This window comes from [Haemophilus] ducreyi (genome assembly GCF_900109315.1).
In the GTDB taxonomy this organism is placed as follows: domain Bacteria; phylum Pseudomonadota; class Gammaproteobacteria; order Enterobacterales; family Pasteurellaceae; genus Haemophilus_B; species Haemophilus_B ducreyi.
This window is the reverse complement of the sequence record NZ_FOJC01000010.1, coordinates 37868-59671: the sequence shown is the minus strand read 5'-3', so window position 1 is coordinate 59671 and position 21804 is coordinate 37868. Positions and strand designations below refer to the sequence as shown.

The 21804-nt window shown below is 38.0% G+C and carries 23 protein-coding genes, 4 tRNA genes and 2 pseudogenes; 11 read left to right on the top strand and 18 right to left on the bottom strand.

Annotated elements, in window-relative coordinates; genetic code table 11:
* Positions 1-614 precede the first annotated feature (614 nt).
* From BMX01_RS07335 to BMX01_RS07320, 4 genes are read left to right on the top strand one after another with little or no spacing between them, the layout of a single operon-like run.
* Positions 615-1619 (top strand): ABC transporter permease subunit, encoded by a 1005-nt coding sequence (locus tag BMX01_RS07335; protein WP_064082516.1) that lies wholly within the window; start codon positions 615-617, stop codon positions 1617-1619.
* A 20-nt stretch (positions 1620-1639) separates the two neighbouring features.
* Positions 1640-2527: an ABC transporter permease subunit gene (locus tag BMX01_RS07330; RefSeq protein ID WP_064082517.1), complete on the top strand. Its 888-nt coding sequence runs from the start codon at positions 1640-1642 to the stop codon at positions 2525-2527.
* An 11-nt stretch (positions 2528-2538) separates the two neighbouring features.
* Entirely contained in the window at positions 2539-3543 is a 1005-nt protein-coding gene (gene dppD, locus BMX01_RS07325; protein WP_074648016.1) for a dipeptide ABC transporter ATP-binding protein, read from the top strand.
* Positions 3521-4525 carry a peptide ABC transporter ATP-binding protein gene (locus tag BMX01_RS07320; RefSeq protein ID WP_010944346.1) on the top strand — a complete coding sequence of 335 codons (1005 nt, stop codon included), beginning with the start codon at positions 3521-3523 and terminating at the stop codon, positions 4523-4525. Before dppD ends, BMX01_RS07320 begins: the two co-directional genes overlap by 23 nt.
* 56 nt (positions 4526-4581) lie before the next feature.
* Here the strand turns inward: BMX01_RS07320 and BMX01_RS07315 are convergent, their stop codons facing one another.
* The 6 genes from BMX01_RS07315 to BMX01_RS07290 all read right to left on the bottom strand — a co-directional run bounded on the left by BMX01_RS07315 (position 4582) and on the right by BMX01_RS07290 (position 9329).
* A complete protein-coding gene (locus tag BMX01_RS07315; protein WP_074648014.1) occupies positions 4582-6900 on the bottom strand; it encodes a Tex family protein in 2319 nt (772 codons plus the stop codon).
* Positions 6901-6970: 70 nt separating this feature from the next.
* Complete coding sequence (gene pilW / locus BMX01_RS07310; RefSeq protein ID WP_064082520.1) at positions 6971-7516, bottom strand: type IV pilus biogenesis/stability protein PilW; 546 nt, start codon at positions 7514-7516, stop codon at positions 6971-6973.
* A gap of 38 nt (positions 7517-7554) precedes the next feature.
* Entirely contained in the window at positions 7555-8736 is a 1182-nt protein-coding gene (rlmN, locus tag BMX01_RS07305; RefSeq protein WP_064082521.1) for a dual-specificity RNA methyltransferase RlmN, read from the bottom strand.
* Positions 8737-8992: 256 nt separating this feature from the next.
* Positions 8993-9068: transfer RNA gene (locus tag BMX01_RS07300), tRNA-Val, on the bottom strand.
* 53 nt (positions 9069-9121) lie between these two features.
* Positions 9122-9197 (bottom strand) — tRNA-Val (locus tag BMX01_RS07295).
* A gap of 56 nt (positions 9198-9253) precedes the next feature.
* A tRNA-Val gene (locus BMX01_RS07290) sits at positions 9254-9329 on the bottom strand.
* A 180-nt stretch (positions 9330-9509) separates the two neighbouring features.
* On the opposite strand from BMX01_RS07290, the gene gltX reads away from it, so the two are divergent.
* Together gltX and BMX01_RS07280 are read left to right on the top strand one after the other, a co-directional pair.
* Positions 9510-10949, top strand: a complete 1440-nt coding sequence (gene gltX / locus BMX01_RS07285; protein ID WP_064082522.1) for a glutamate--tRNA ligase — start codon at positions 9510-9512, stop codon at positions 10947-10949.
* 44 nt (positions 10950-10993) lie between these two features.
* Positions 10994-11069 (top strand) — tRNA-Ala (locus tag BMX01_RS07280).
* A 133-nt stretch (positions 11070-11202) separates the two neighbouring features.
* On the opposite strand, the gene sodA is transcribed toward BMX01_RS07280, so the two are convergent.
* The 8 genes from sodA to exbB all read right to left on the bottom strand — a co-directional run bounded on the left by sodA (position 11203) and on the right by exbB (position 15743).
* On the bottom strand, positions 11203-11844 hold the full coding sequence (sodA, locus tag BMX01_RS07275; RefSeq protein WP_010944351.1) for a superoxide dismutase [Mn]: 642 nt from the start codon (positions 11842-11844) through the stop codon (positions 11203-11205).
* Positions 11845-11983: 139 nt separating this feature from the next.
* Positions 11984-12337 (bottom strand): RidA family protein, encoded by a 354-nt coding sequence (locus BMX01_RS07270; RefSeq protein WP_064082523.1) that lies wholly within the window; start codon positions 12335-12337, stop codon positions 11984-11986.
* Between the two features lie 127 nt (positions 12338-12464).
* Positions 12465-12788 (bottom strand): Grx4 family monothiol glutaredoxin, encoded by a 324-nt coding sequence (gene grxD, locus BMX01_RS07265; protein ID WP_064082524.1) that lies wholly within the window; start codon positions 12786-12788, stop codon positions 12465-12467.
* Positions 12789-12859: 71 nt separating this feature from the next.
* A complete protein-coding gene (gene recR, locus BMX01_RS07260; RefSeq protein ID WP_010944355.1) occupies positions 12860-13465 on the bottom strand; it encodes a recombination mediator RecR in 606 nt (201 codons plus the stop codon).
* 60 nt (positions 13466-13525) lie between these two features.
* Positions 13526-13855: a YbaB/EbfC family nucleoid-associated protein gene (locus BMX01_RS07255; RefSeq protein WP_064082525.1), complete on the bottom strand. Its 330-nt coding sequence runs from the start codon at positions 13853-13855 to the stop codon at positions 13526-13528.
* A 152-nt stretch (positions 13856-14007) separates the two neighbouring features.
* Positions 14008-14847 carry an energy transducer TonB family protein gene (locus BMX01_RS07250; protein WP_064082526.1) on the bottom strand — a complete coding sequence of 280 codons (840 nt, stop codon included), beginning with the start codon at positions 14845-14847 and terminating at the stop codon, positions 14008-14010.
* 9 nt (positions 14848-14856) lie between these two features.
* Complete coding sequence (gene exbD / locus BMX01_RS07245; protein WP_064082527.1) at positions 14857-15246, bottom strand: TonB system transport protein ExbD; 390 nt, start codon at positions 15244-15246, stop codon at positions 14857-14859.
* Between the two features lie 44 nt (positions 15247-15290).
* On the bottom strand, positions 15291-15743 hold the full coding sequence (gene exbB, locus BMX01_RS07240) for a TonB-system energizer ExbB (protein WP_010944359.1): 453 nt from the start codon (positions 15741-15743) through the stop codon (positions 15291-15293).
* Between the two features lie 195 nt (positions 15744-15938).
* Between exbB and BMX01_RS07235 the strand changes: the two are divergent.
* The 4 genes and pseudogenes from BMX01_RS07235 to kdsB all read left to right on the top strand — a co-directional run bounded on the left by BMX01_RS07235 (position 15939) and on the right by kdsB (position 18952).
* A pseudogene (locus BMX01_RS07235) lies at positions 15939-16260 on the top strand (rhodanese-like domain-containing protein).
* A 15-nt stretch (positions 16261-16275) separates the two neighbouring features.
* Entirely contained in the window at positions 16276-17121 is an 846-nt protein-coding gene (locus BMX01_RS07230; RefSeq protein WP_064082528.1) for a co-chaperone YbbN, read from the top strand.
* A 99-nt stretch (positions 17122-17220) separates the two neighbouring features.
* Positions 17221-18174: a thioredoxin-disulfide reductase gene (gene trxB, locus BMX01_RS07225; protein ID WP_064082529.1), complete on the top strand. Its 954-nt coding sequence runs from the start codon at positions 17221-17223 to the stop codon at positions 18172-18174.
* Positions 18175-18190: 16 nt separating this feature from the next.
* Positions 18191-18952, top strand: a complete 762-nt coding sequence (gene kdsB / locus BMX01_RS07220; protein WP_064082530.1) for a 3-deoxy-manno-octulosonate cytidylyltransferase — start codon at positions 18191-18193, stop codon at positions 18950-18952.
* Positions 18953-19036: 84 nt separating this feature from the next.
* Here kdsB and BMX01_RS07215 read toward each other — a convergent pair whose 3' ends face one another.
* Complete coding sequence (locus BMX01_RS07215) at positions 19037-19726, bottom strand: pseudouridine synthase (RefSeq protein ID WP_064082531.1); 690 nt, start codon at positions 19724-19726, stop codon at positions 19037-19039.
* 3 nt (positions 19727-19729) lie between these two features.
* Entirely contained in the window at positions 19730-20200 is a 471-nt protein-coding gene (locus tag BMX01_RS07210; RefSeq protein WP_064083418.1) for an FxsA family protein, read from the bottom strand.
* Between the two features lie 180 nt (positions 20201-20380).
* Between BMX01_RS07210 and tusA the strand changes: the two genes are divergently transcribed.
* Positions 20381-20620, top strand: a complete 240-nt coding sequence (gene tusA, locus BMX01_RS07205; RefSeq protein ID WP_010944368.1) for a sulfurtransferase TusA — start codon at positions 20381-20383, stop codon at positions 20618-20620.
* Positions 20621-20734: 114 nt separating this feature from the next.
* Here the strand turns inward: tusA and rraB are convergent.
* Both rraB and yihA read right to left on the bottom strand, forming a co-directional pair.
* Positions 20735-21166: pseudogene (rraB, locus tag BMX01_RS07200) on the bottom strand (ribonuclease E inhibitor RraB).
* A 1-nt stretch (position 21167) separates the two neighbouring features.
* A complete protein-coding gene (gene yihA / locus BMX01_RS07195; protein ID WP_064082533.1) occupies positions 21168-21800 on the bottom strand; it encodes a ribosome biogenesis GTP-binding protein YihA/YsxC in 633 nt (210 codons plus the stop codon).
* Positions 21801-21804: the final 4 nt, after the last annotated feature.

Sequence of the window (21804 nt, the reverse complement as noted above, 5' to 3'; positions counted from 1 at the left end):
TATGAAATACGTATACTAGAATAATATGCGGTTATTTTTAATATAATAAAATACAGAATGTGGCAGGGCAAGATGTGCAGCAACTTTTTGCTTTTGGATTAAATGTGTTGAACTTAATTAAAAATCTTGTATATTCGGGCATTTTAATAAAATATATAAAGAAATTCTTATACACAACGTCGGGAGTAAATTATAATGAAAGCATTAATTACTTTTTCTTTTCTATCTTTCGTGCTCGTTATTCTTCGTATTCGCCATACCTAAGATCTTTGTTTGTTGTCTGTAAGTTTAGATTTAAATTATCTATATCAGGCAATGGATATTAAATATTATGGATAAAGGTATAGGGTTATATAAGTAAGTAAAAGGTTATTATTGGAGTCTATGTAGTTTACATTATTTTTATGTGTGGATTTATTTAGAAAATAAATAATTTGGCTACGGGTAATACGAATTTTTTAACGGTAGTTATCTATAAGACAGCGGTTGATTTTTTGCGTAAAATGGTGAATTTCTACCGCTTGTTTCCTTTAAATAGTTATACAATTTGGTGAAGTGGAAGATTTTATTTTTCTGTTTTATGTATGTTGTATCATTATCAATGATAAAAGATTATGTTTTCATTTATTTTTAAGCGTATTTTAATGGTTATTCCGACTTTTATTGCAATAACCTTAATTACTTTTGCTTTAGTACATTTGATTCCGGGTGATCCAATTGAAATTAGAATGGGGGAGAGAGGGTTAGATCCTGCTGTTCATGCACAGATGATGGCTCAGCTTGGTTTGGATTTACCTTTACCACAACAATACCTTAATTATATTAAAGGATTATTAAAGGGTGATTTGGGTAATTCATTTCGTAATAATCAACCTGTATTAAAAGAGTTTTTTGTTCTTTTTCCTGCAACCGTTGAGCTAGCCTTTTTTGCATTACTGTGGTCATTGATGTTGGGTGTTTTATTTGGTGTGATTGCGGCAGTTAAAAAAGATTCTTGGGTTTCACATACTTTAACAACGCTTTCTTTAACCGGTTATTCAATGCCGATTTTTTGGTGGGGATTAATTCTTATTCTTTATTTTTCTGTTCCTTTGGGGTTGCCCGCATCAGGTCGTTTACCATCAGAATATTGGATTGATGTCAATACAGGTTTTATGTTGATTGATACTTGGCAGTCTAATGAGCCGGGTGCTTTTGGTGCTGCAATTAGATCCTTAATTTTGCCCTCAATTGTATTGGGTACGATTCCTTTAGCGGTTATCACCCGTATGACGCGATCTTCTATGCTTGAAGTATTGAATGAAGATTATATTCGTACTGCAAAAGCCAAAGGGCTAAATACGACTCGTATTGTTGTGGTGCATGCATTACGTAATGCCTTAATTCCTGTGGTTACAGTCGTGGGACTAATTGTTGGACAATTGTTGTCTGGTGCAGTATTGACTGAGAATATTTTTTCTTGGCCTGGCGTTGGTAAATGGATTATTGATGCTATTAATACAAGGGATTATCCCGTTTTACAAGGTTCGATACTGATTATTGCGACAATGATTATTTTCGTTAATTTAATGGTTGATTTAATTTATGGTGTAGTAAATCCGCGCATTAGACATAATTGATATATTTTTTGGAGTGCATAATGTCTTCAACTGTTATTTTAGTCCCAACACCAAGGACGCCTTGGCAAGAGTTTTGGTATTATTTTTGTAAAAATCGTGGGGCAGTAGTTGGTTTACTATTTATTATAGCGGTTTTTTTTGTTGTTTTATTTGCGCATTGGATTGCACCTTTTGATCCGACTGAGCAAAATCGTCAAGCATTATTATTACCACCCTTTTTAACAGGTGGTGGCAATTCATCGTATTTATTTGGCACGGATGATATTGGTCGTGATATGCTTTCGCGGATTATTTACGGTGCAAGACTTTCAGTCTTCATTGGATTAATTATTGTGCTGTTGTCTTGTGTTTTTGGCGTTATTCTTGGTTTATTAGCCGGTTATTATGGTGGTTTAATTGATATTTTAATCATGCGTTTTGTCGATATTATGTTGGCTATTCCAAGTTTGCTTTTAACCATTGGTGTAGTGACGATTTTAGGGCCTTCGCTAGTGAATGCGGCAATTGCGATAGCGGTCGTTTCTATTCCAAGTTATGTTCGTTTAACACGTTCCTCTATTATGAATGAAAAAGATCGTGATTATGTTGTTGCAAGTAGAGTGGCTGGGGCGGGAGTATTACGTTTAATGTTTGTTGTGATGCTACCTAATTGTTTAGCGCCTCTTATTGTTCAGATGACGATGGGTATTTCAAATGCTATTCTCGAATTGGCAGCACTTGGCTTTTTAGGTATTGGTGCTCAGCCCCCTACTCCAGAGCTAGGCACAATGTTGGCAGAATCACGCGGATTTATGCAATCAACTAATTGGTTAGTGACTATTCCTGGTATTGCTATTTTATTGCTTGTATTGGCATTTAATTTAATGGGCGATGGTTTACGTGATGCACTTGATCCAAAACTTAAATAATGGGAGTCAAGATGGCATTATTGACAGTAAATCAGCTTTCTGTTCATTTTGGTGATGAGAAAGTACCTTTCAAAGCGGTAGATCGAATTAGTTATACCGTTAATGAAGGCGAAGTATTAGGTATCGTTGGAGAATCTGGATCAGGTAAATCAGTCAGTTCTCTTGCGATTATGGGACTAATTGATTTTCCAGGGAAAGTTATTGCTGAGCAATTGGCTTTTGATGGTAATAATTTATTAGCCTTAAAAGCAAAAGAGAAGCAGAAAATCATTGGTGCTGATGTATCTATGATTTTCCAAGATGCAATGACTAGCCTTAATCCAAGCTACACAGTTGGTTTTCAGATTATGGAAGCACTTAAGGTGCATCAAGGTGGCTCAAAAGCGACTCGTCGGCAACGTACTATTGAATTACTTACGATGGTGGGTATTCCCGATCCTATCTCACGTTTAAAGGTTTATCCTCATCAACTTTCGGGAGGAATGAGCCAGCGTGTCATGATTGCTATGGCAATCGCTTGTAATCCAAAGCTATTGATTGCTGATGAACCGACTACTGCGTTAGATGTGACTATTCAAGCACAAATTATTGATTTATTGCTTGAATTACAGCGTAAAGAAAATATGGCGTTGATTTTGATTACTCACGATTTAGCATTGGTTGCAGAGTCAGCTCACCGTATAATCGTGATGTATGCCGGGCAAATAGTTGAAGAAGGCGCCGCAGAACATATATTTAAATTTCCGCTTCATCCTTACACACAGGCATTATTGAGGGCATTACCGGAGTTTGCAGAAGGGAAGTCTCGTTTACAGTCTTTGCCTGGTGTGGTACCGGGTAAATATGATCGCCCGTCTGGTTGCTTGTTAAATACACGTTGTCCATATGCAACGGAATATTGTCGTCAAACTGAACCTGCTTTGCATGCGATTAAGGGGCGTCAAGTGAAATGCCATTATCCTTTAGATAAAAATGGTCAGCCGATATTAAACAATGAGAGTGGCGAGGGTGAGTAATTTGCACGAAAATAAACAAAATAGACCACTTCTTGATGCGATTAATCTGAAAAAATATTATCCAGTTAAAAAAGGTATATTTAGCCAAACACAGTTTGTAAAAGCGGTTGATGGGATATCATTTACTTTAGAAAGAGGGAAAACACTGGCCATTGTGGGAGAATCAGGTTGTGGTAAATCGACGCTTGGCCGGATGTTAACGATGATTGAATGCCCTACGGAAGGTGAGTTATTTTATAATGGGCAAAACTTTTTGGTTAATGATAGAGAGACTGCAGCACTGAGACGGCAGAAAATCCAAATTGTATTTCAAAATCCATATAGTTCGTTAAATCCGCGTAAAAAAGTGGGTGCTATTTTAGAAGAATCATTATTGATTAACACTCAGCTTTCAGCAAAAGAACGTAAAGTGAAAGTATTGGAAATGATGGAGAAAGTGGGATTAAAACCAGAATTTTATGACCGCTATCCACATATGTTTTCAGGTGGTCAGCGCCAAAGGATCGCAATTGCACGTGGATTAATGTTACACCCCGATATTGTGGTAGCAGATGAGCCTGTTTCTGCGTTAGATGTTTCTGTACGCGCACAAGTGTTAAATTTAATGATGGATTTACAAGCTGAAATGGGGTTATCGTATGTATTTATTTCGCATGATTTATCGGTAGTAGAGCATATTGCAGATGAAGTCATTGTAATGTATTTAGGCCGTTGCGTTGAGCAAGGTAAGACCGCCAGTATTTTTTCCGACCCGCGTCACCCTTATACACAAGCACTGCTTTCAGCTACACCACGTTTGAATGTTGAACATCGTCGTGAAAGAATTAAATTAACCGGTGAACTTCCTAGTCCATTAAACCCACCGAAAGGTTGTGCTTTCCATGCGCGTTGTCGCTTTGCGACAGCGCAATGTAAGGTTGAACAGCCAGAATTAAAAAACTATCGGAATAATACCAAAATTGCGTGTTTTATGGTGGAATAATTAATAGTTTAATAAGAAGGGCATGTTATTGCCCTTCTTTCATTTTATTATGCAATTTAGCGGTTATTTTTCCAGCTTTTTAATGCGTCTGCAAATGCATTATTGCTAAATTGATTACGGTCATTTTTGCGATTTTTAATATTAATTTGACCGCTTGTTTTGGGCTTTTCGGTCGTTGACGGTTGTTCATCTAAGCGCATCGTTAAAGCAATGCGTTTGCGTGCGATATCCACTTCTAAGACTTTTACTTTGACGACATCCCCTACTTTAATCACTTTATGCGGGTCATCGACAAAACTATTTGAAAGCATAGAAATATGAACTAAACCATCTTGGTATACACCAATATCAACAAAAGCACCAAAATTTGCCACGTTAGTTACGGTACCTTCTAATAGCATACCCACTTTTAGATCTTTAATTTCTTCTACGCCATCCATAAAGTGAGCGGTTTTAAATTCGCCACGAGGATCGCGTCCCGGTTTTTCTAACTCTTTTAAAATATCATTAACAGTCAATAAACCAAATTGTTCATCAACAAAGCGCTGAGCATCTAAATGTTGGATCGCTTTCGTATTACCCATTAATTCGGCTAATGTACAATTTGTTGCTTGTAGGATTTTTTCGACAACAGGATAGGCTTCAGGGTGCACACTAGAGCTATCTAACGCATTTTTCCCATCAATGATCCGCATAAAACCTACACATTGCTCAAAGGCTTTGGGGCCTAAGCGAGCGACTTTTTTTAGGTCTGAACGGCTATTAAAGCGGCCATTTTCATCGCGAAAAGTAACGATATTCTGTGCCAGCGTTTTTGTCATTCCTGCTACACGTGCTAATAATGGCGCGGAAGCAGTATTCAAATCAACCCCGACAGCGTTTACGCAATCCTCAATAACGGCATCTAACTTACGGGCTAATTGCGATTGGTTGACATCATGTTGATATTGTCCAACGCCAATCGCCTTAGGCTCTATTTTAACTAATTCTGCTAATGGATCTTGCAAGCGACGAGCAATCGAGACCGCACCACGTAATGAGACATCTAATTCCGGAAATTCATTAGCCGCTAATTCAGACGCGGAATAAACAGAAGCACCTGCCTCACTGACAACAACAGTTTGAGGAATAAGCATAATTGGTTTACTTGCTTTGACTTGTTGTAACACTTCTTTCGTAAAACGTTCTGTTTCACGCGAAGCAGTGCCATTACCGATGGCGATTAATTCAACATTATATTGTTGAATGAGTTGATATAAACGAACTTCAGCAGCAGCTTTGCCTGTGGTATGAGGGTAAAGCGTATCTGTTGCTAATAGTTTACCGGTATTATCAACAATCGCAACTTTTACACCGGTACGTAAACCTGGATCTAATCCCATGGTATTATGGGCTCCTGCGGGGGCAGCGATTAATAAAGCAGATAAATTACGTGCAAATACATTAATGGCTTCTTCTTCAGCTTTTTCACGTAGTGATGCCATTAATTCTGTTTCTAAATGTAATGCAATTTTGATTTTCCACGCCCACGCGATTACTTGTTCTCGCCATTTATCCGCCGGCTGATTATTGAAGATAATGCCTAAATGGTCTTGAATAATGATCTCGCATTGGCTGACTGTTACGTGAGTATCTTGCTCAGGATCTGCATTTAAACTCAAAGACAATATGCCCTCATTGCGCCCCCGGAACATTGCCAGAGCCCTATGTGATGGTACCGTTTTAAATGGTTCACTGTGAGCAAAATAATCTCTAAATTTTTCACCTTCTTCAGCTTTTCCTTCTATCATGCAGGATTGCAAGGTCGCATAAGCGGTTAAATATTGGCGTAATTTCGCCAATAATGTTGCATCCTCAGCGAAGCGTTCCATTAAAATATAGCGTGCGCCATCTAATGCACTTTTACTATCTGTAATGCCTTTTTCAGCATTAATAAATGTTTTTGCTAATTCCTCAGGTATCTGAGTTGGATCAGCCCAAAGTGTTTCCGCTAATGGTGTTAAACCGGCTTCAATCGCAATTTGTCCACGTGTGCGACGCTTCGGTTTATAAGGTAAATAGATATCTTCTAGTTCGGTTTTACTGGCGGTTTGCTCTATTTTTAGGCGTAGTTCGGCGGTTAGTTTTCCTTGTTCTTCGACAGATTTTAGAATGGTTTGACGGCGGTCATCTAATTCACGTAAGTAAATTAGTCGTGTTTCAAAATAGCGTAATTGCGTATCGTCCAACGCACCGGTGCATTCTTTTCGGTAACGTGCAATAAAAGGAATAGTATTACCTTCATCTAATAATTTAATTGCAGCGAGGATTTGATGTGTGCCCACAGACAATTCTGTGGCAATAATTTGACTAATTTGATGATTAAGCGCAGTCATTGCTTTTTCCTAACGAATAAATAATCTTTATTCTAACAGTAAAAAAGGCAATACCCAAAATGAAAAGTTGTTACCGTAGTGCATCTGCGCGTGTTTTGTCTAGTGCTGTTAATTGTTGTAATGCAATAGTTATTTTAGCGGTATTTTTCTCTTGTTTTGCACAAAGAATAATATTCTCTAAGCTATCTGCTTGATGATAGTAAGATTGTTGACTCTTTATCGCTTGTTCAAATTGCTGATAAGCGAGGTCAAATTTACCTTGATGGCATAAAAAAGTACCGTAATTATTTAATACATCAGGTGTATTATTTCCTAGAGTTAGTGCTGTTTGGTAGGCGTTGGCGGCTTGAGTTAAATCACCTATTTGTTGATAATAGTAAGCCTGTGCTGAATAAGGTAAATAATCTTGAGCGTCATGTTGGAGTGCTTTATCAATATTTTCTTTTGCTTTAGCAAAATGGTGTTGTTCTAGATAAGCTAATGCTAAATTAATGCGTGCTTGGACTATTTTATTTCGGTTAAATGTGGATACTGATGAGCTAGTATAAGAAGAGGAACAACCTAACAGCATAACAATAGTGAAACAAGCGGTTATATTTTTTAAAATTTTTGCCATTTTCGTTGCTCCTTCATCACATAATAGTAAAAATTGACTTAATGATTATTCACCATAATCGATTTGCCAAATTTACGCTTTTCAAGGGTCCGTTTAGTTCTATCGATCACCTCACCTGCTAATTGACCACAAGCGGCATCAATATCATCACCACGTGTTTTACGTACAATCACCGTAAACCCATATTCCATTAAGGTTTTTTGGAAACGATCAACACGAGAGTTTGAGCTTTTTCCATAAGGCGCCTCAGGAAAAGGATTCCACGGGATCAAATTAATTTTACAAGGGGTATTTTTTAGTACCTCAGCTAATTGATGCCCGTGTTCTGTGCCATCATTTACATGATCTAAAAGGACATATTCAATGGTAACTTTGCCGTGATTTGCATTCGAAACCGCTAAATACTTAGCTACAGAATCCATCAGCATTTTTATATTATATTTTTTGTTGATCGGCATAATTTCATTTCGTAGTTCATCATTGGGAGCATGTAATGAAATCGCAAGCGCGACATCAATTTTCTCACGCATTAAATCAAGAGCAGGTACAACGCCAGCGGTTGATAATGTTACTCGCCGTTTGGATAAACCATAGGCAAAATCATCGAGCATAATTTGCATAGCAGGAATGACATTATTCATATTTAATAATGGCTCACCCATTCCCATCATTACCACATTAGTAATAGGCCTAACGCCAGTAATACCGAAATTGCCGATAATTTTTGATGCTCGCCACACCTGACCGATAATTTCAGATACAGTTAAATTGCGATTAAAACCTTGTTGTGCAGTTGAGCAGAATTTACATTCAAGAGCACATCCCACTTGTGATGAAACGCAAAGCGTGGCTCGATCGCCTTCGGGAATATATACCGTTTCAATCTGTTGGTTACCAACTTGCATTGCCCATTTTATTGTGCCATCCGAAGAACGTTGTTCGATAGCAATTGCGGGAGCCTTAATTTCTGCTACTTTTTTTAATTTTTCACGTAATACTTTGTTAATATTACTCATATTGTCAAATTCATCTTCACCAAAATGGTAAATCCATTTCATTAACTGATCTGCTCGAAATGGTTTTTCGCCCAGATTGGCTAAGAATTCTCGCATTTCTTGGCGAGTCATATTCATTAGATTAACTTTTTCTGATTTAGAATGTTGCACAGAAAAATCGGCAGTTTGAACATTATTCGTAAAAGGTATATTTTGTTGTGACATTAGAGTAAAAGCCCCGTTATTGCACTTTATTTTTGGTTAAAGCATTCATTTTTGTCATAAAAATAAAAAGATTGGCAAGTTTACTCGGGTATCAAGATTAAGGCTAGTAATTTATAAGTTAAAAAGGAAGTTTTTATTGAAAGTTTTGTGATTAATGTCGCAAAATTTAGGTATAAAACAAGATAGAAATGGAAAAAGCATAATAATCAAGATATGCTTAATTGCCAAGGATATTAAAAGATAAGCTTTAGGTTTATGGTGGGCGATACCGGTCTTGAACCAGTGACCCCCTCCTTGTAAGGGAGGTGCTCTCCCAACTGAGCTAATCGCCCTTCTTAATATAACATTTTGCTATATGTATGAGGTTTATGATGACAGCCTTAAGTGGTGGGCGATACCGGTCTCGAACCAGTGACCCCCTCCTTGTAAGGGAGGTGCTCTCCCAACTGAGCTAATCGCCCACTTGAGACTCATCAAAGGGATATTGAAAATGGTACTTTCTTTATAAATAGAAAAGTGGTGGGCGATACCGGTCTCGAACCAGTGACCCCCTCCTTGTAAGGGAGGTGCTCTCCCAACTGAGCTAATCGCCCGCTTGGTGAGGTTGTATTATAGAGATTTTTATAAATTCGTCAAATGCTTTTTTTCTTTTTTGGTTAGGATGTTGTTTTTTTGATCCAAAACATTTCTTTTTTCTATTCTTTATCCGCAAAAATGTTGAAAAACATAGTAAAATAGACATTATTTTTTGAATATAACAGTAGGCAAATATAATGAATATTGAAACTCTTTTTCCTTTAGATCCTAATGTGAAAGTACGCACGCGTTTTGCGCCAAGTCCAACAGGTTATTTACACGTAGGGGGCGCGCGTACAGCGCTTTATTCTTGGTTATATGCGAAACATTTTGATGGTGAATTTGTATTACGTATTGAAGATACTGACCTTGAACGTTCTACGCCAGAAGCGACCGCGGCGATTTTAGAGGGAATGGAATGGTTAAACCTTACTTGGGAACATGGGCCATATTTTCAAACAAAGCGATTTGATCGTTATAATCAAGTGATTGGTCAAATGATTGAACAAGGTTTAGCATATCGTTGTTATTGTTCTAAAGATCGCTTAGAGCAATTAAGAAATGAGCAGGAAGCAAGTAAAGAAAAACCGCGTTATGATCGTCATTGTTTAAACCATCAAGATCGTTCAATTAATGAACCGCATGTAGTACGTTTTAAGAACCCACAACAAGGCTCTATTGTGTTTGATGATGCGGTACGCGGTCGTATTGAAATCAGTAATAGCGAATTAGATGATTTAATTATTCGGCGTACAGACGGTTCGCCCACCTATAATTTCTGTGTGGTCGTAGATGATTGGGATATGGGGATTACACATGTTGTTCGTGGTGAAGATCATATTAATAATACACCGCGTCAAATCAATATTTTAAAGGCATTAGGTGCACCCATTCCAACTTATGCACACGTTTCAATGATTAATGGTGACGATGGGCAAAAACTTTCAAAGCGTCATGGCGCGGTGAGCGTGATGCAATACCGCGATGATGGCTATTTACCTGAAGCATTGATTAACTATTTAGTTCGTTTAGGTTGGGGACATGGCGATCAAGAGATTTTTAGTCGTGAAGAGATGATTGAATTATTTGATCTTCATTCGGTAAGCCGTTCGGCAAGTGCATTTAATACAGAGAAATTGCAATGGCTCAATCAACATTATATGCGTACTTTGCCAGCTGAGTATGTTGCTAAATATCTTGAATGGCATATGCACGATCAAGCTATTGATATTGCGAATGGGCCTACTTTAACTGAGCTTATTCCTGTGTTAAGTGAGCGAGCTAAAACCTTAAAAGAGTTAGCAACAGCAAGTCACTATTTTTATCAAGAGTTTGATGCGTATGATGAAAAAGCAGTAGCGAAAACGTTTAAACTGGAAGCAGAACAGCCATTGACAATGTTATGGGAAAAATTAACCGCTTTAGTTGATTGGAATGTAGAAAATATTCATCAAGCAATGAATGCTACGGCAACGGAATTAGGCATCGGTATGGGCAAAGTTGGCATGCCATTCCGTTTAGCGGTAACAGGTTCTGCTCAATCACCGTCAATGGATATTACTGCTAAATTAGTTGGGCGTGAACGTACTTTAGCACGTTTACAAAAAGCGATTAAATTTATTCAAGCACAATCTTAGCTATTGACAGATTAACTGGCGGAGTTTATCATTCACGAGATTTTGGGGATATAGCTCAGTTGGGAGAGCGCTTGAATGGCATTCAAGAGGTCGTCGGTTCGATCCCGATTATCTCCACCAAATAATGTAGTATGAAAAGCCTTAGATTCTCTCATTTCCAAGGCTTTTTTCATAATACACGATAATTTTGTATAAATAAAAAAGAGTTATTGAGTAAATCTCAATAACTCTTTTCGCTTATATGTTTAAGCAATTATTTGGTGCATCCGCAACCAGCTTGTTTTTCTTCAAAACGGCGTGATGCTTCATCCCAATTCACCACATTCCAGAAAGCCTTAATGTAGTCTGGACGGCGATTTTGATAATGTAAATAGTAGGCGTGTTCCCAAACATCTAAAGTGAAAATAGGGTAGCCTGAAACACCTGCTACATCTTTGCCCATAATAGGCGAATCTTGGTTAGCAGTTGAAACAACCGCTAGTTTGCCTTCTTCTAAGACCAGCCAAGCCCATCCAGAACCAAAACGAGTCGCTGCGGCTTGTTCAAACTCGGCTTGGAATGCTTCTACGGAACCAAAATCACGGATAATTGCATCTTTTAATGCACCTTGTAACGTGGTACCTGTTTTTAAGCCTTTCCAAAATAATGTGTGGTTTACGTGACCACCTAAGTTATTACGTACAGCAGTACGTTTTTCAGCAGGCACTTGAGTTAAATCTTTTAATAATGCACCAGGACATTTTTCTAATAGTTCAGGATGCTTTTCTAATAATGCATTTGAATTATTTACATAAGCTTGGTGATGTTTTGAATGATGGATTTCCATCGTTTCTTTATCGAAATATGGCTCTAATGCATCATAAGCATAGCCTAATTCAGGTAATTGATATGTCATTTTAGGGTCCTTTTTTGTTCGTTAAGGTAAGTAAAATCATGCTAAATATAGCAAAAATAGTTGATAAAATCATTATTTTTTAATATAAATCAAAAAATCGGGCACTTGGTTTTGGCGGTAATTAGCTTAATTAAAGGGATTATTGATGATTTATTGCTGCGGTAATGACTATTTCAACTTTCCAATTTGGATTGGCTAAGCAGGCTTCAATTGCAGCTCGAGGTGGTGCATTGTTTGGCGCTACCCATTCATCCCAAGCTCGATTCATTTCAGTGTAATCTGCCATGTTTGCAAGGTAAACGGTTGCCATTAAGATGCGACTTTTATCTGTGTTTGATTTTGCAAGATATTTATCAATTTCGCTTAATACTTGCTGTGTTTGTTGATAAGCATCTTTGCTTTCATCTGTCGGCACTTGGCCGGCAAAATAAGCGATACCATTGTAAATGGCGACTTCTGAAAATCGGTTAGTCACATCGATACGTGTAATCATTTTTTATCCTTAAAAGCGGTCATATTTTACAATAAATTTGCTCAATTTAACCGCTTGCGCTACAAGTAACACGGCTTACTATAGGAAAAAGCCCAAACTATTTGAGCTTTTATTTTTGATCGTAAAATTAACCGTGTTTGGTGGCAGTTTCTTTTAATAAAGTGTGTAATTCACCTTTTTGGAACATTTCTAAAATGATATCACAACCTCCTATTAATTCCCCTTCGACCCATAATTGTGGGAATGTTGGCCAATTAGCAAATTTAGGTAATTCTGAACGGATATCAGGATTGGTTAAAATATCAACATAACCAAAATGCACTTGACATTGAATGATCGCTTCTACAGCACGCGCTGAGAATCCACAAGATGGGAATTTAGGTGAACCTTTCATATAAAGCAGAATAGGGTTTTCGTTAATTTGTTGTTTGATTTTGTCGATAGTTTCCATGATAACCTCGTTAATTAATTCTTGATTAATTGTATCAGATATTGATGTATAGCCAAAATAACTCGTTAGATTTAGAGCAGAAAGTCTCTGCGACCAGCAAAAGAGTGTGAGAGTGTTGTTCCATCTACCATTTCTAATGAACCGCCTACAGGGATACCGTGTGCAATACGAGTCACTTTTACATTATATAAATGGCATATTTCTGCAATATAATTGGCGGTTGCATCTCCTTCAATAGTAGGATTGGTTGCTAAGATAATTTCGTGAAAGGATTCTTGTTCTAGCCGTTGTTGTAATAAATCTAAGCCGATTTCACGTGGACCAATGCCATCTAATGGCGATAAATGGCCCATTAATACAAAATAACGGCCAGAAAATTGACCGGTTTGTTCGATTGCTTGGATATCTTCTGGCATTTCTACTATGCAAAGTTGACCGCTTATCTGGCGACGTGGATTTTTACAAATTGTACATTCTTCTTCTTCGGTGAATGTACGACAAGCATTGCAATGACCAATATGCGTCATTGCTTCATTTAATGCTTTGGCTAGATTCAAGCCACCATTTCTATTTCGTTGTAATAAATGATAAGCCATACGTTGTGCAGATTTTGGGCCTATGCCAGGTAAAGCACGTAACGCATCTATTAGATTCTCGAGTAAAGGGCTAGTTTGCATAGTTTGAGAATAAGTGGTTGGAACGGGCAACAAGTGTTATTACCCGTTATTTGAAAGAGGTTAGAATGGTAATTTCATACCTGGTGGTAATTGCATGCCAGAGGTGACGCTAGCCATTTTTTCTTTTTGAAGATCTTCCGCACGGCGTACTGCATCATTAAATGCCGCAGCGACTAAATCTTCTACCATTTCTTTATCATCTTCCATTAATGAAGCATCAATTTCTATACGGCGACAGTTATGTGCTCCGTTGATCGTTACTTTTACTAAGCCAGCACCAGATTCACCCGTAACTTCTAATTGTGTAATCTCTTCTTGCATTTTTTGCATACGCTCTTGCATTTGCTGAGCTTGTTTCATTAAGTTGCCTAAGCCACCTTTTCCAAACATGATGTTGTCCTCGAACCTATAGAGATTAAAAATAAAACGGTTCATTTTACTGAACCGTTTCATTTTAGGCAAGCGGTTAAATTACCTAACTAATTGATAAAAAGCAGAGAAAAAGGGCGAAAAATAAGCCCCTTGAAAAGGAGCTTAGTGGTTTATTGAATAGAAAATTTGATAGGAACAGTTACATTTGGTGGGAAGCCAATAGGCGGTGGTGCAACTTTGGTTGCTTCGGCTGCTTGTACCGCGGCAGCATCCAAATTTTGATTCCCTGAGCTGTTTAAAACAGTAACATCAATTAATTTCCCTGATGGTGAAATAGTAAAGCCAAGTGTGACAACACCGGTCTTGCGCATCATTTTTTCACGTGCGGGGTAAGCATTGTTTGCTCGATGTTGTAAATCTCTTTGTAATGCTGCTTTGTAAGCATTGATTTCGTTACTTGATGCACCATTACCATTTCCACCAAGCATCCCATTTACTAAACCTGTATCAGAACTGCTTGCAGAATTACCGTTCGGATTGCCATTTGATATGCCGACTTGTTCTTTTTTCCCTTGTAACGCACCGGGTACCGCTTGAGCCACAATACCTTGTTTAGCCTCAGGGCCTTTTTCTAATGCTTCAATTTGTTTGGCTTTTTCTTTTGGCTTTTCTTTCTTCAGTTTTTCTTTGGGTTTTTCAGGCTTTTTGGGTTTCTCTTTAGGTTTTTCTTTCGGCTTTTCAATAAGTTTAGTGATTGGTTCTGGAATAGCATCCTGTTCTGGTTCCGGCTCTTCATCGAATGTTTCAGGTTCGGTTGATGTAACTTCTTCAGGCGCTACGGCAACTTGAGGTTGTTCCAGTAACGCCGCAACTAATTCTATTGAGAGTGGTGAGTCACCGTCTGAAAGATCCGAATGGGAAACCTCAACCAGCGAAATAAAGCTAGCAAATAGTACAATGTGAATGAAGACAGAACTAATTAAGCCAATACGAGAATGCTTTTGTTTCATACTCGAATCCTATTTTTTGCTGGTGTCTTTTTTGGTTACGATAGCGACATTTTTAATTTCATTTGCAGAAAGGAGATCCGTTAATTCAACAAATTTTTCAAAAGCAACCGCACTATCTACTTTTAACGTAACTTTTTGTGTTTTGTCCCAACTTGCAATTTCCGTGCTCAGATCTTCTTTTGTGATTAGTTTATCATTGAAATAAAATTCATTATTTTCAGTGATCGTTAATAATTTGGCTAATTCATCTGCTTTCATTGCTTGAGTGGTGGTTGCTTTGGGTACATTAACCTGAATTTTACCTTGTAAAATAAAAGAAGCGGTCACTAACACAATCGCGAGTAATACCAGCATGATATCGATGAATGGAATAATATTAATTTCGTCAAACTTTTTCATATGATTGCCCTATTTATCTGCAAAATTTAGCTAAATTTGACCGCTTATTGTTTCGCTTTACGTACTTCAATGGCTTGCCATTTAAGTTTGTTTTCTTCTACTTTACGGTTAAAGCCACTATAGAACATCATCGCCGGAATTGCGACTAAAATACCCGCAGCGGTGGCTTTTAATGCAAGTGATAAATGCACCATAATTGAGGCAGCGTCGATTTCTCCGCCAGAATGGCCTAAATGATAGAAGGTCAATAAAATACCCAATACAGTGCCTAATAAGCCAACATATGGCGCATTGGCACCGATAGTTGAAATAGTCGTTAAATTACGCGTAAGATCGATTTCTAGTTCTTGAATGGTTTCATAACTTGTAACATTAAGTTGTTTATAAAATAGAATTCGTTCAATGATTTTCCACATTAAGATAATACTCATCAGTGTCAAAATACCTAAAATGATATAATCAACGTGGCCTTGTAACAATTCAAGCATTCGTTCCATAACGTCCTCGGAAGCTAATTTAATAAGTTAAAAAATAATAATAAAGCAACATTGTTGCGTATGAAAATAGTTCTTAATTATACTAATTGGCTTAGAAATTTCAACGGACAATAATTGTTATTTTCTTTTTAGCAAGGTAATTGTGTTATATTACCGATATTTTTTAATTTATTGGTGGATAAGGTCGAGCAGAGTATGGCAGCAATATTTACAGAGATTAGTCCAACAACAGCGTGGCAGTTAGTGAAACATGAAAATGCTTTTCTAGCAGATATTCGTGCATTAGCGCATTATCTTGATGATCACCCATTGGGTGCTTTTCATTTAACCAATGATAGTTATGCTGAATTTTTGGATTTGGTATCTGATGAACAAGCGGTTATTGTTGTTTGTTATCACGGGATATGTAGCACAATTCTTGGTCGAGCAAGGGTTTGAAACTGTCTATAGTGTTACGGGAGGTTTTGAAGCCTGGCAGAAATTAGCTTTACCGGTAACTAAAGGTTGTGATCAATAAGGGGGATAAAAGCAAATGGATTATATTGTGAACGTAACCGAAAATAATTTTAATGAAATATGGCAAACCGCAGCACATATGCCGGTCGTGTTTAATTTTATTGCTAGCGATCAAATAGCTTCTTTAGAAATGGATGCGTTATTACATCGTTTAGCTGATGAATATGCGAATCAGTTTTTATTGGCGACAGTCAATTGTGATGAGCAACAAACAATCGCAATGCAATTTCGTATTCAAGCAACGCCTACTGTCTATTTATTTGCAGATGGACAACCTGTAGATCTGATTCAAGGTGCGATTAGTGAACAAGAAATGCGGTTAAAATTAGCTAATATTTTACCTAAAGAAGCGGATTTGAAATTTAAACAAGCGTTAGAATTGTTGCAAGATCATCGTTATGCGGAGGCATTACCTTTACTTAAATCAGCTTGGGAAAAGAGTGATAAGAAAAACAGTGATTTTGCATTATTATATGCAGAAACGTTTATTGTGATGAAAAATGCAGAAGAAGCACGAGAGATTTTAAAACAGATTCCGTTACAAGATCGTGATAGTCGTTGGTACGGTTTACAAGCGCAAATTGAATTACTTGAACAAGCATCGGATTCGCCGGAATTACAACAATTGCAAGCGGATTATGCTCAACAGAAAACACCTGAAATTGCAATTCGCTTAGCCAATCAACTACATCAAGCGCATAAAAATACTGAGGCACTCACTTTATTATTTGATTGGTTGAAGAGCGATTTAGCGGTGGCAAATGGTGAAGTTAAAAACCAATACCTTGCTATTTTAGCGGCATTAGGAACGGATCCTATTGTACCCAAATTTAGACGACAACTTTACTCATTGCTTTATTAGCATTAATTATTGCATTGGGCGTATTAGAGAATCACTGCTCATTGATGTAAATTGTCAATGAAGCATTTCAGAACGTTAAAAGTAACAAGGATTAAGTATATGGCAACCAAACATACCAAAATATTGATTTTAGGCTCCGGACCAGCGGGTTATACTGCGGCAGTTTATGCTGCACGGGCAAATTTATCGCCGGTTTTAGTTACCGGAATGCAACAAGGTGGACAATTAACCACAACCGATGAAATTGAAAACTGGCCCGGTGAATATGAACAGACAACAGGCACAGCATTAATGGATAAAATGTTAAAACACGCTGAAAAATTTGAAACAGAGATTGTGTTTGATCATATTCATCATGTTGATTTATCGGTCCGCCCATTTGTGTTAACCGGAGATAATCATACTTTTACTTGCGATGCTTTGATTATTGCAACAGGCGCATCAGCTAAATACCTTGGATTAGCTTCTGAAGAAGCGTTTAAAGGCAAGGGCGTGTCAGCTTGCGCTACTTGTGATGGTTTTTTTTACCGCGATAAGCCTGTTGCTGTCGTGGGTGGCGGTAATACAGCGGTTGAAGAAGCGCTCTATCTTGCAAATATTGCTAGTGAGGTCCATTTAGTTCATAGGCGTGATAGTTTCCGTGCTGAAAAAATTTTATTAGGGCGATTGGCAAAACGCGTCGAACAAGGCAAGATTATTCTGTATACTGATCGGGTAGTAGATGAAATATTAGGTGATGATTTGGGTGTTACCGGCGTTCGTTTATCCTCCACGCAACAAAATTTATCAGAAGAAATTGCGGTAGCAGGTTGTTTTATTGCCATTGGGCATGCGCCTAATACTGCTATTTTTGAAGGGCAGTTAGCATTAGAAAATGGCTATATTAAAGTCAATTCAGGTTTGGAAGGGAATGCTACTGCAACCTCAGTAGCGGGTGTTTTTGCAGCAGGTGATGTAATGGATCATATTTATCGCCAAGCCATCACTTCTGCCGGCACAGGCTGTATGGCCGCGTTAGATGCTGAGCGCTTTTTAGATGCGCAAGCGCGCTAACTGAATAGGAATTATAATGAAATTTACAGTAATTATTCCTGCCCGCTATGCTTCAGGCCGTTTGCCGGGTAAGCCATTATTAGATATTAATGGCTATCCTATGATTCAATATGTTTGGCAGAAAGCACAACAAGCGGTAGCAAATCGTGTCATTATTGCCACTGATCATCCACAAATCGAAACGGTGGCTAAAGCTTTTGGGGCAGAAGTTTGTATGACTTCTGATCAACATCAATCTGGCACTGAACGTTTGGCGGAAGTGGTAGCGAAAATGGCGATTGCAGATCAGGAAATTATTGTTAATGTACAAGGCGATGAACCGTTAATTCCACCGATTATTGTGCAACAAGTCGCAACTAATTTGGATAAAAACGGTGTAAATATGGCAACGCTAGCGGTTAAATTAACTACTCGTGAAGAGCTATTTAATCCGAATGTTGTGAAAACGGTGATTAACGACAAAGGAATGGCGCTTTACTTTTCTCGAGCCGCAGTGCCATTTGCACGAGATCATTTTGCTGAATGTGATGATACTTTTGTCGCAAGCCAATGTTATTTGCGCCATATTGGTATTTATGCTTATCGAGCGGGCTTTATTAAACAATATGTTGCTTGGCAGCCGACGATGTTAGAACAATTAGAATCGTTAGAGCAACTGCGTGCTTTATGGTATGGCGAGCAAATTCACGTTGAGCTAGCTAAGCAAGCTCCAGCCTTGGGCGTGGATACTGCACAAGATTTAGCGCGAGTACGGCAAATGTTAAGCCAAACCGTTTAATATTCTTTTTGCATTGGCTATGCGGTCTATTTTGCTGAAAATTGAGCAAAATAGGCCGCGTTAAGGTTAACGTCAAAAGCGGTGTTAGATGGCAAGTTTTAATTGGGCAAATAATTGTCGTTTTTCTATTTCTGTAGGTAAACGATATTCACCGGTGGCTAAATTACCCAATTCAAAGCCACTTAATGCGACGCGAATTAAGCGTAATGTTGGAAAACCAATGTGAGCAGTCATTCTCCTTACTTGTCGATTTTTACCTTCATAAATTTTCAGTTCAAGCCAACTAGTTGGAATGGTTTTTCGTTCACGAATGTTTGGCACTGTGTGCCAATTATAATTAGGTGGAGTGATTACACTTACTTTAGCCGGTCGGGTTAACCCATCTTTAAGCTCAACACCACAGGTTAACTTGGCTAAATCGACCGCTTGTGGTTGCCCTTCTAATTGAGCTAAGTAAGTTTTCACTTTCTCAAATTTGGGGTGTGCTAAACGGTGCTGAATTTCACCATTATTCGTCAGCAATAACAAGCCTTCACTATCTCGATCTAATCGCCCGACCGGATACACATCTTCAATTGGAATAAAATCTTTTAATGTTGCACGGCCTTGTTGATCGCTAAACTGTGAGAGGACGTTGTAAGGTTTATTAAATAGCAATACAATCGTTTCGGAAAAAGAAACTTTCGGCTTAGGCGGTCTTGTTTTAGCCTTTTTTTGCCAAGCATTAGCTTGCCTGCTTTTGGGCCTAAAACGGGAAGGAGAAGGGTTAAACATGGGCTATTTTATCCATTTATCTGGATCTTGCTGACGTTCAAATTGAGCGTCAAAGGTTGTATCATCTTGCGTTGTGTGATGATAGTTAGCTTCATTAGCCTGTTTGCGCTGTATTTTATGCTTAAGCCAACTAATTAACCAGCCTTTGATGAGGTGGCGAGTGATGGGCAATAGGCAAAAAATAGCTAAAATATCGCTTAAAAAACCGGGAATGATTAACAAAATACCAGCTAACATAAAAAATAGTGAACGAAAAACAGCTTCAGCGGGGAGTTCACCACGGCTCAACTGTTGTTGAATGCTATAGAGAAGATGTAGCCCTCTTAACCTTACCAACCAAAGGCCAATTAATGAAAGACTGATGAGTAGTGACATGGTTGGCAATATGCCAAACATTGAGCTAATACTGACGAGTAGCGAAATTTCACAGTAAATGTAAAAGATAATGGTGAAGAAAATGAATAAAAATGGCATATGAATTCCTTTTATCCAGCAATGAAAAAACTAGAGTACCGAGCATTGTTCCATTAATTTGGTGATATATCAATAAACTAAACTAAGATATAGTGTAAAATAGTAACCGATCAGATTTTGCCTATGTGTGGCAAAACAATAAGATAGCATTAGAAAAATAATTTTAGAGAAAAAAATAAAATGACAGATTTACCTGTGGATAAAATATTAGACACGCTTGGCTTACGTTGCCCTGAGCCTGTGATGTTAACACGTAAAACCATTCGGCATATGCAACAGGGTGAAATATTATTTATTTTGGCAGATGATCCTGCTACTACTCGAGATATTCCTAGTTTTTGTGAGTTTATGGATCACCAACTATTAAAAAGTAAAACGGATACACCGCCTTACGAGTATTGGATTAAGAAGGGAATATAGTTAATAGCGGTCTAATTAGCGAAAAAATCGCTAATTAGACCATTTTTATTGTGGCGGAAAGGATCGCGTGATTTTTCTTCTAACTTAATGATTTAGCGATAAAAATTAGCATTATTAGTGGACTTTGGCATTGTTAAAGTCCGCTTCATCTTCATCATCAAAAAACTCGCCATCATCGCCATATTCATCTTCTTCGGCATTGGGGTCTTCAAAGTACGTGCCCCAACCTTCATATTCGGCAGCTGCTTTTTCAATTAAGGGTAATAATTCTTGTTATTGTGCAGTGATAATATCGCCGTCCAGTTTTACTTCGCTGACAATATCGCAAACAAATAACACGTTACCTTGGTCGTCTTCTATTTCTTCTGCTTCTGAAATTTCATAACCAAGTTTATAAGCATCGACCACTAATTTTTCTAGTTTATCAAAATCGTGATGTGCTATGTGGTGTTCAATTATGTAAAGCGCTTCCGGATCAGAACCATCTTTTAATAAATTGTCAATAATTTCATCGGTTTGTTGGCGTAATGCGGTTAAATCGTACATATTATTTTCCTTCTTGTTGGAATATGGGGGCAAACCAGCTATCTAATTTATTTGAGAGTTTATCCACGCCAATTTTGTTTAAGGCGGAATAGATTTCGACCTGAATATCACCTTGGAATGGTAAAATGGCTTCATTCACCATTTTCGCGGTTTTATTTCGTGCCACTTGGCTCAGCTTATCGGCTTTTGTGAGCAATAATAAGACCGGTAATTGCGCCGAAACGGCCCATTCAATCATCTGTTGGTCAAGATCTTTTAGTGGATGGCGGATATCCATTAGGATCACGATGCCGGCTAAGCAGTCGCGTTCTTGTAAATATTCACCTAATGCTTTTTGCCATTGTAATTTCATTTGTTCTGGTACGGCAGCATATCCGTAACCTGGTAAATCGACCAATTTACATTGTGGTTCTACTTCGAATAAGTTAATCAGTTGTGTTCGTCCTGGTGTTTTTGACGTACGTGCTAGGCTTTTTTGATTGGTGAGCGCATTTAAAGCGGTCGATTTTCCCGCATTTGAACGCCCCGCAAAAGCAATTTCAATGCCGTTATCTTCAGGTAAATGGCGAATGTCAGGTGCCGAAGTAAGAAAGCGTGTTTTGTGATAATTGAGTTTGATTGTTGGTTCTGTCATAACG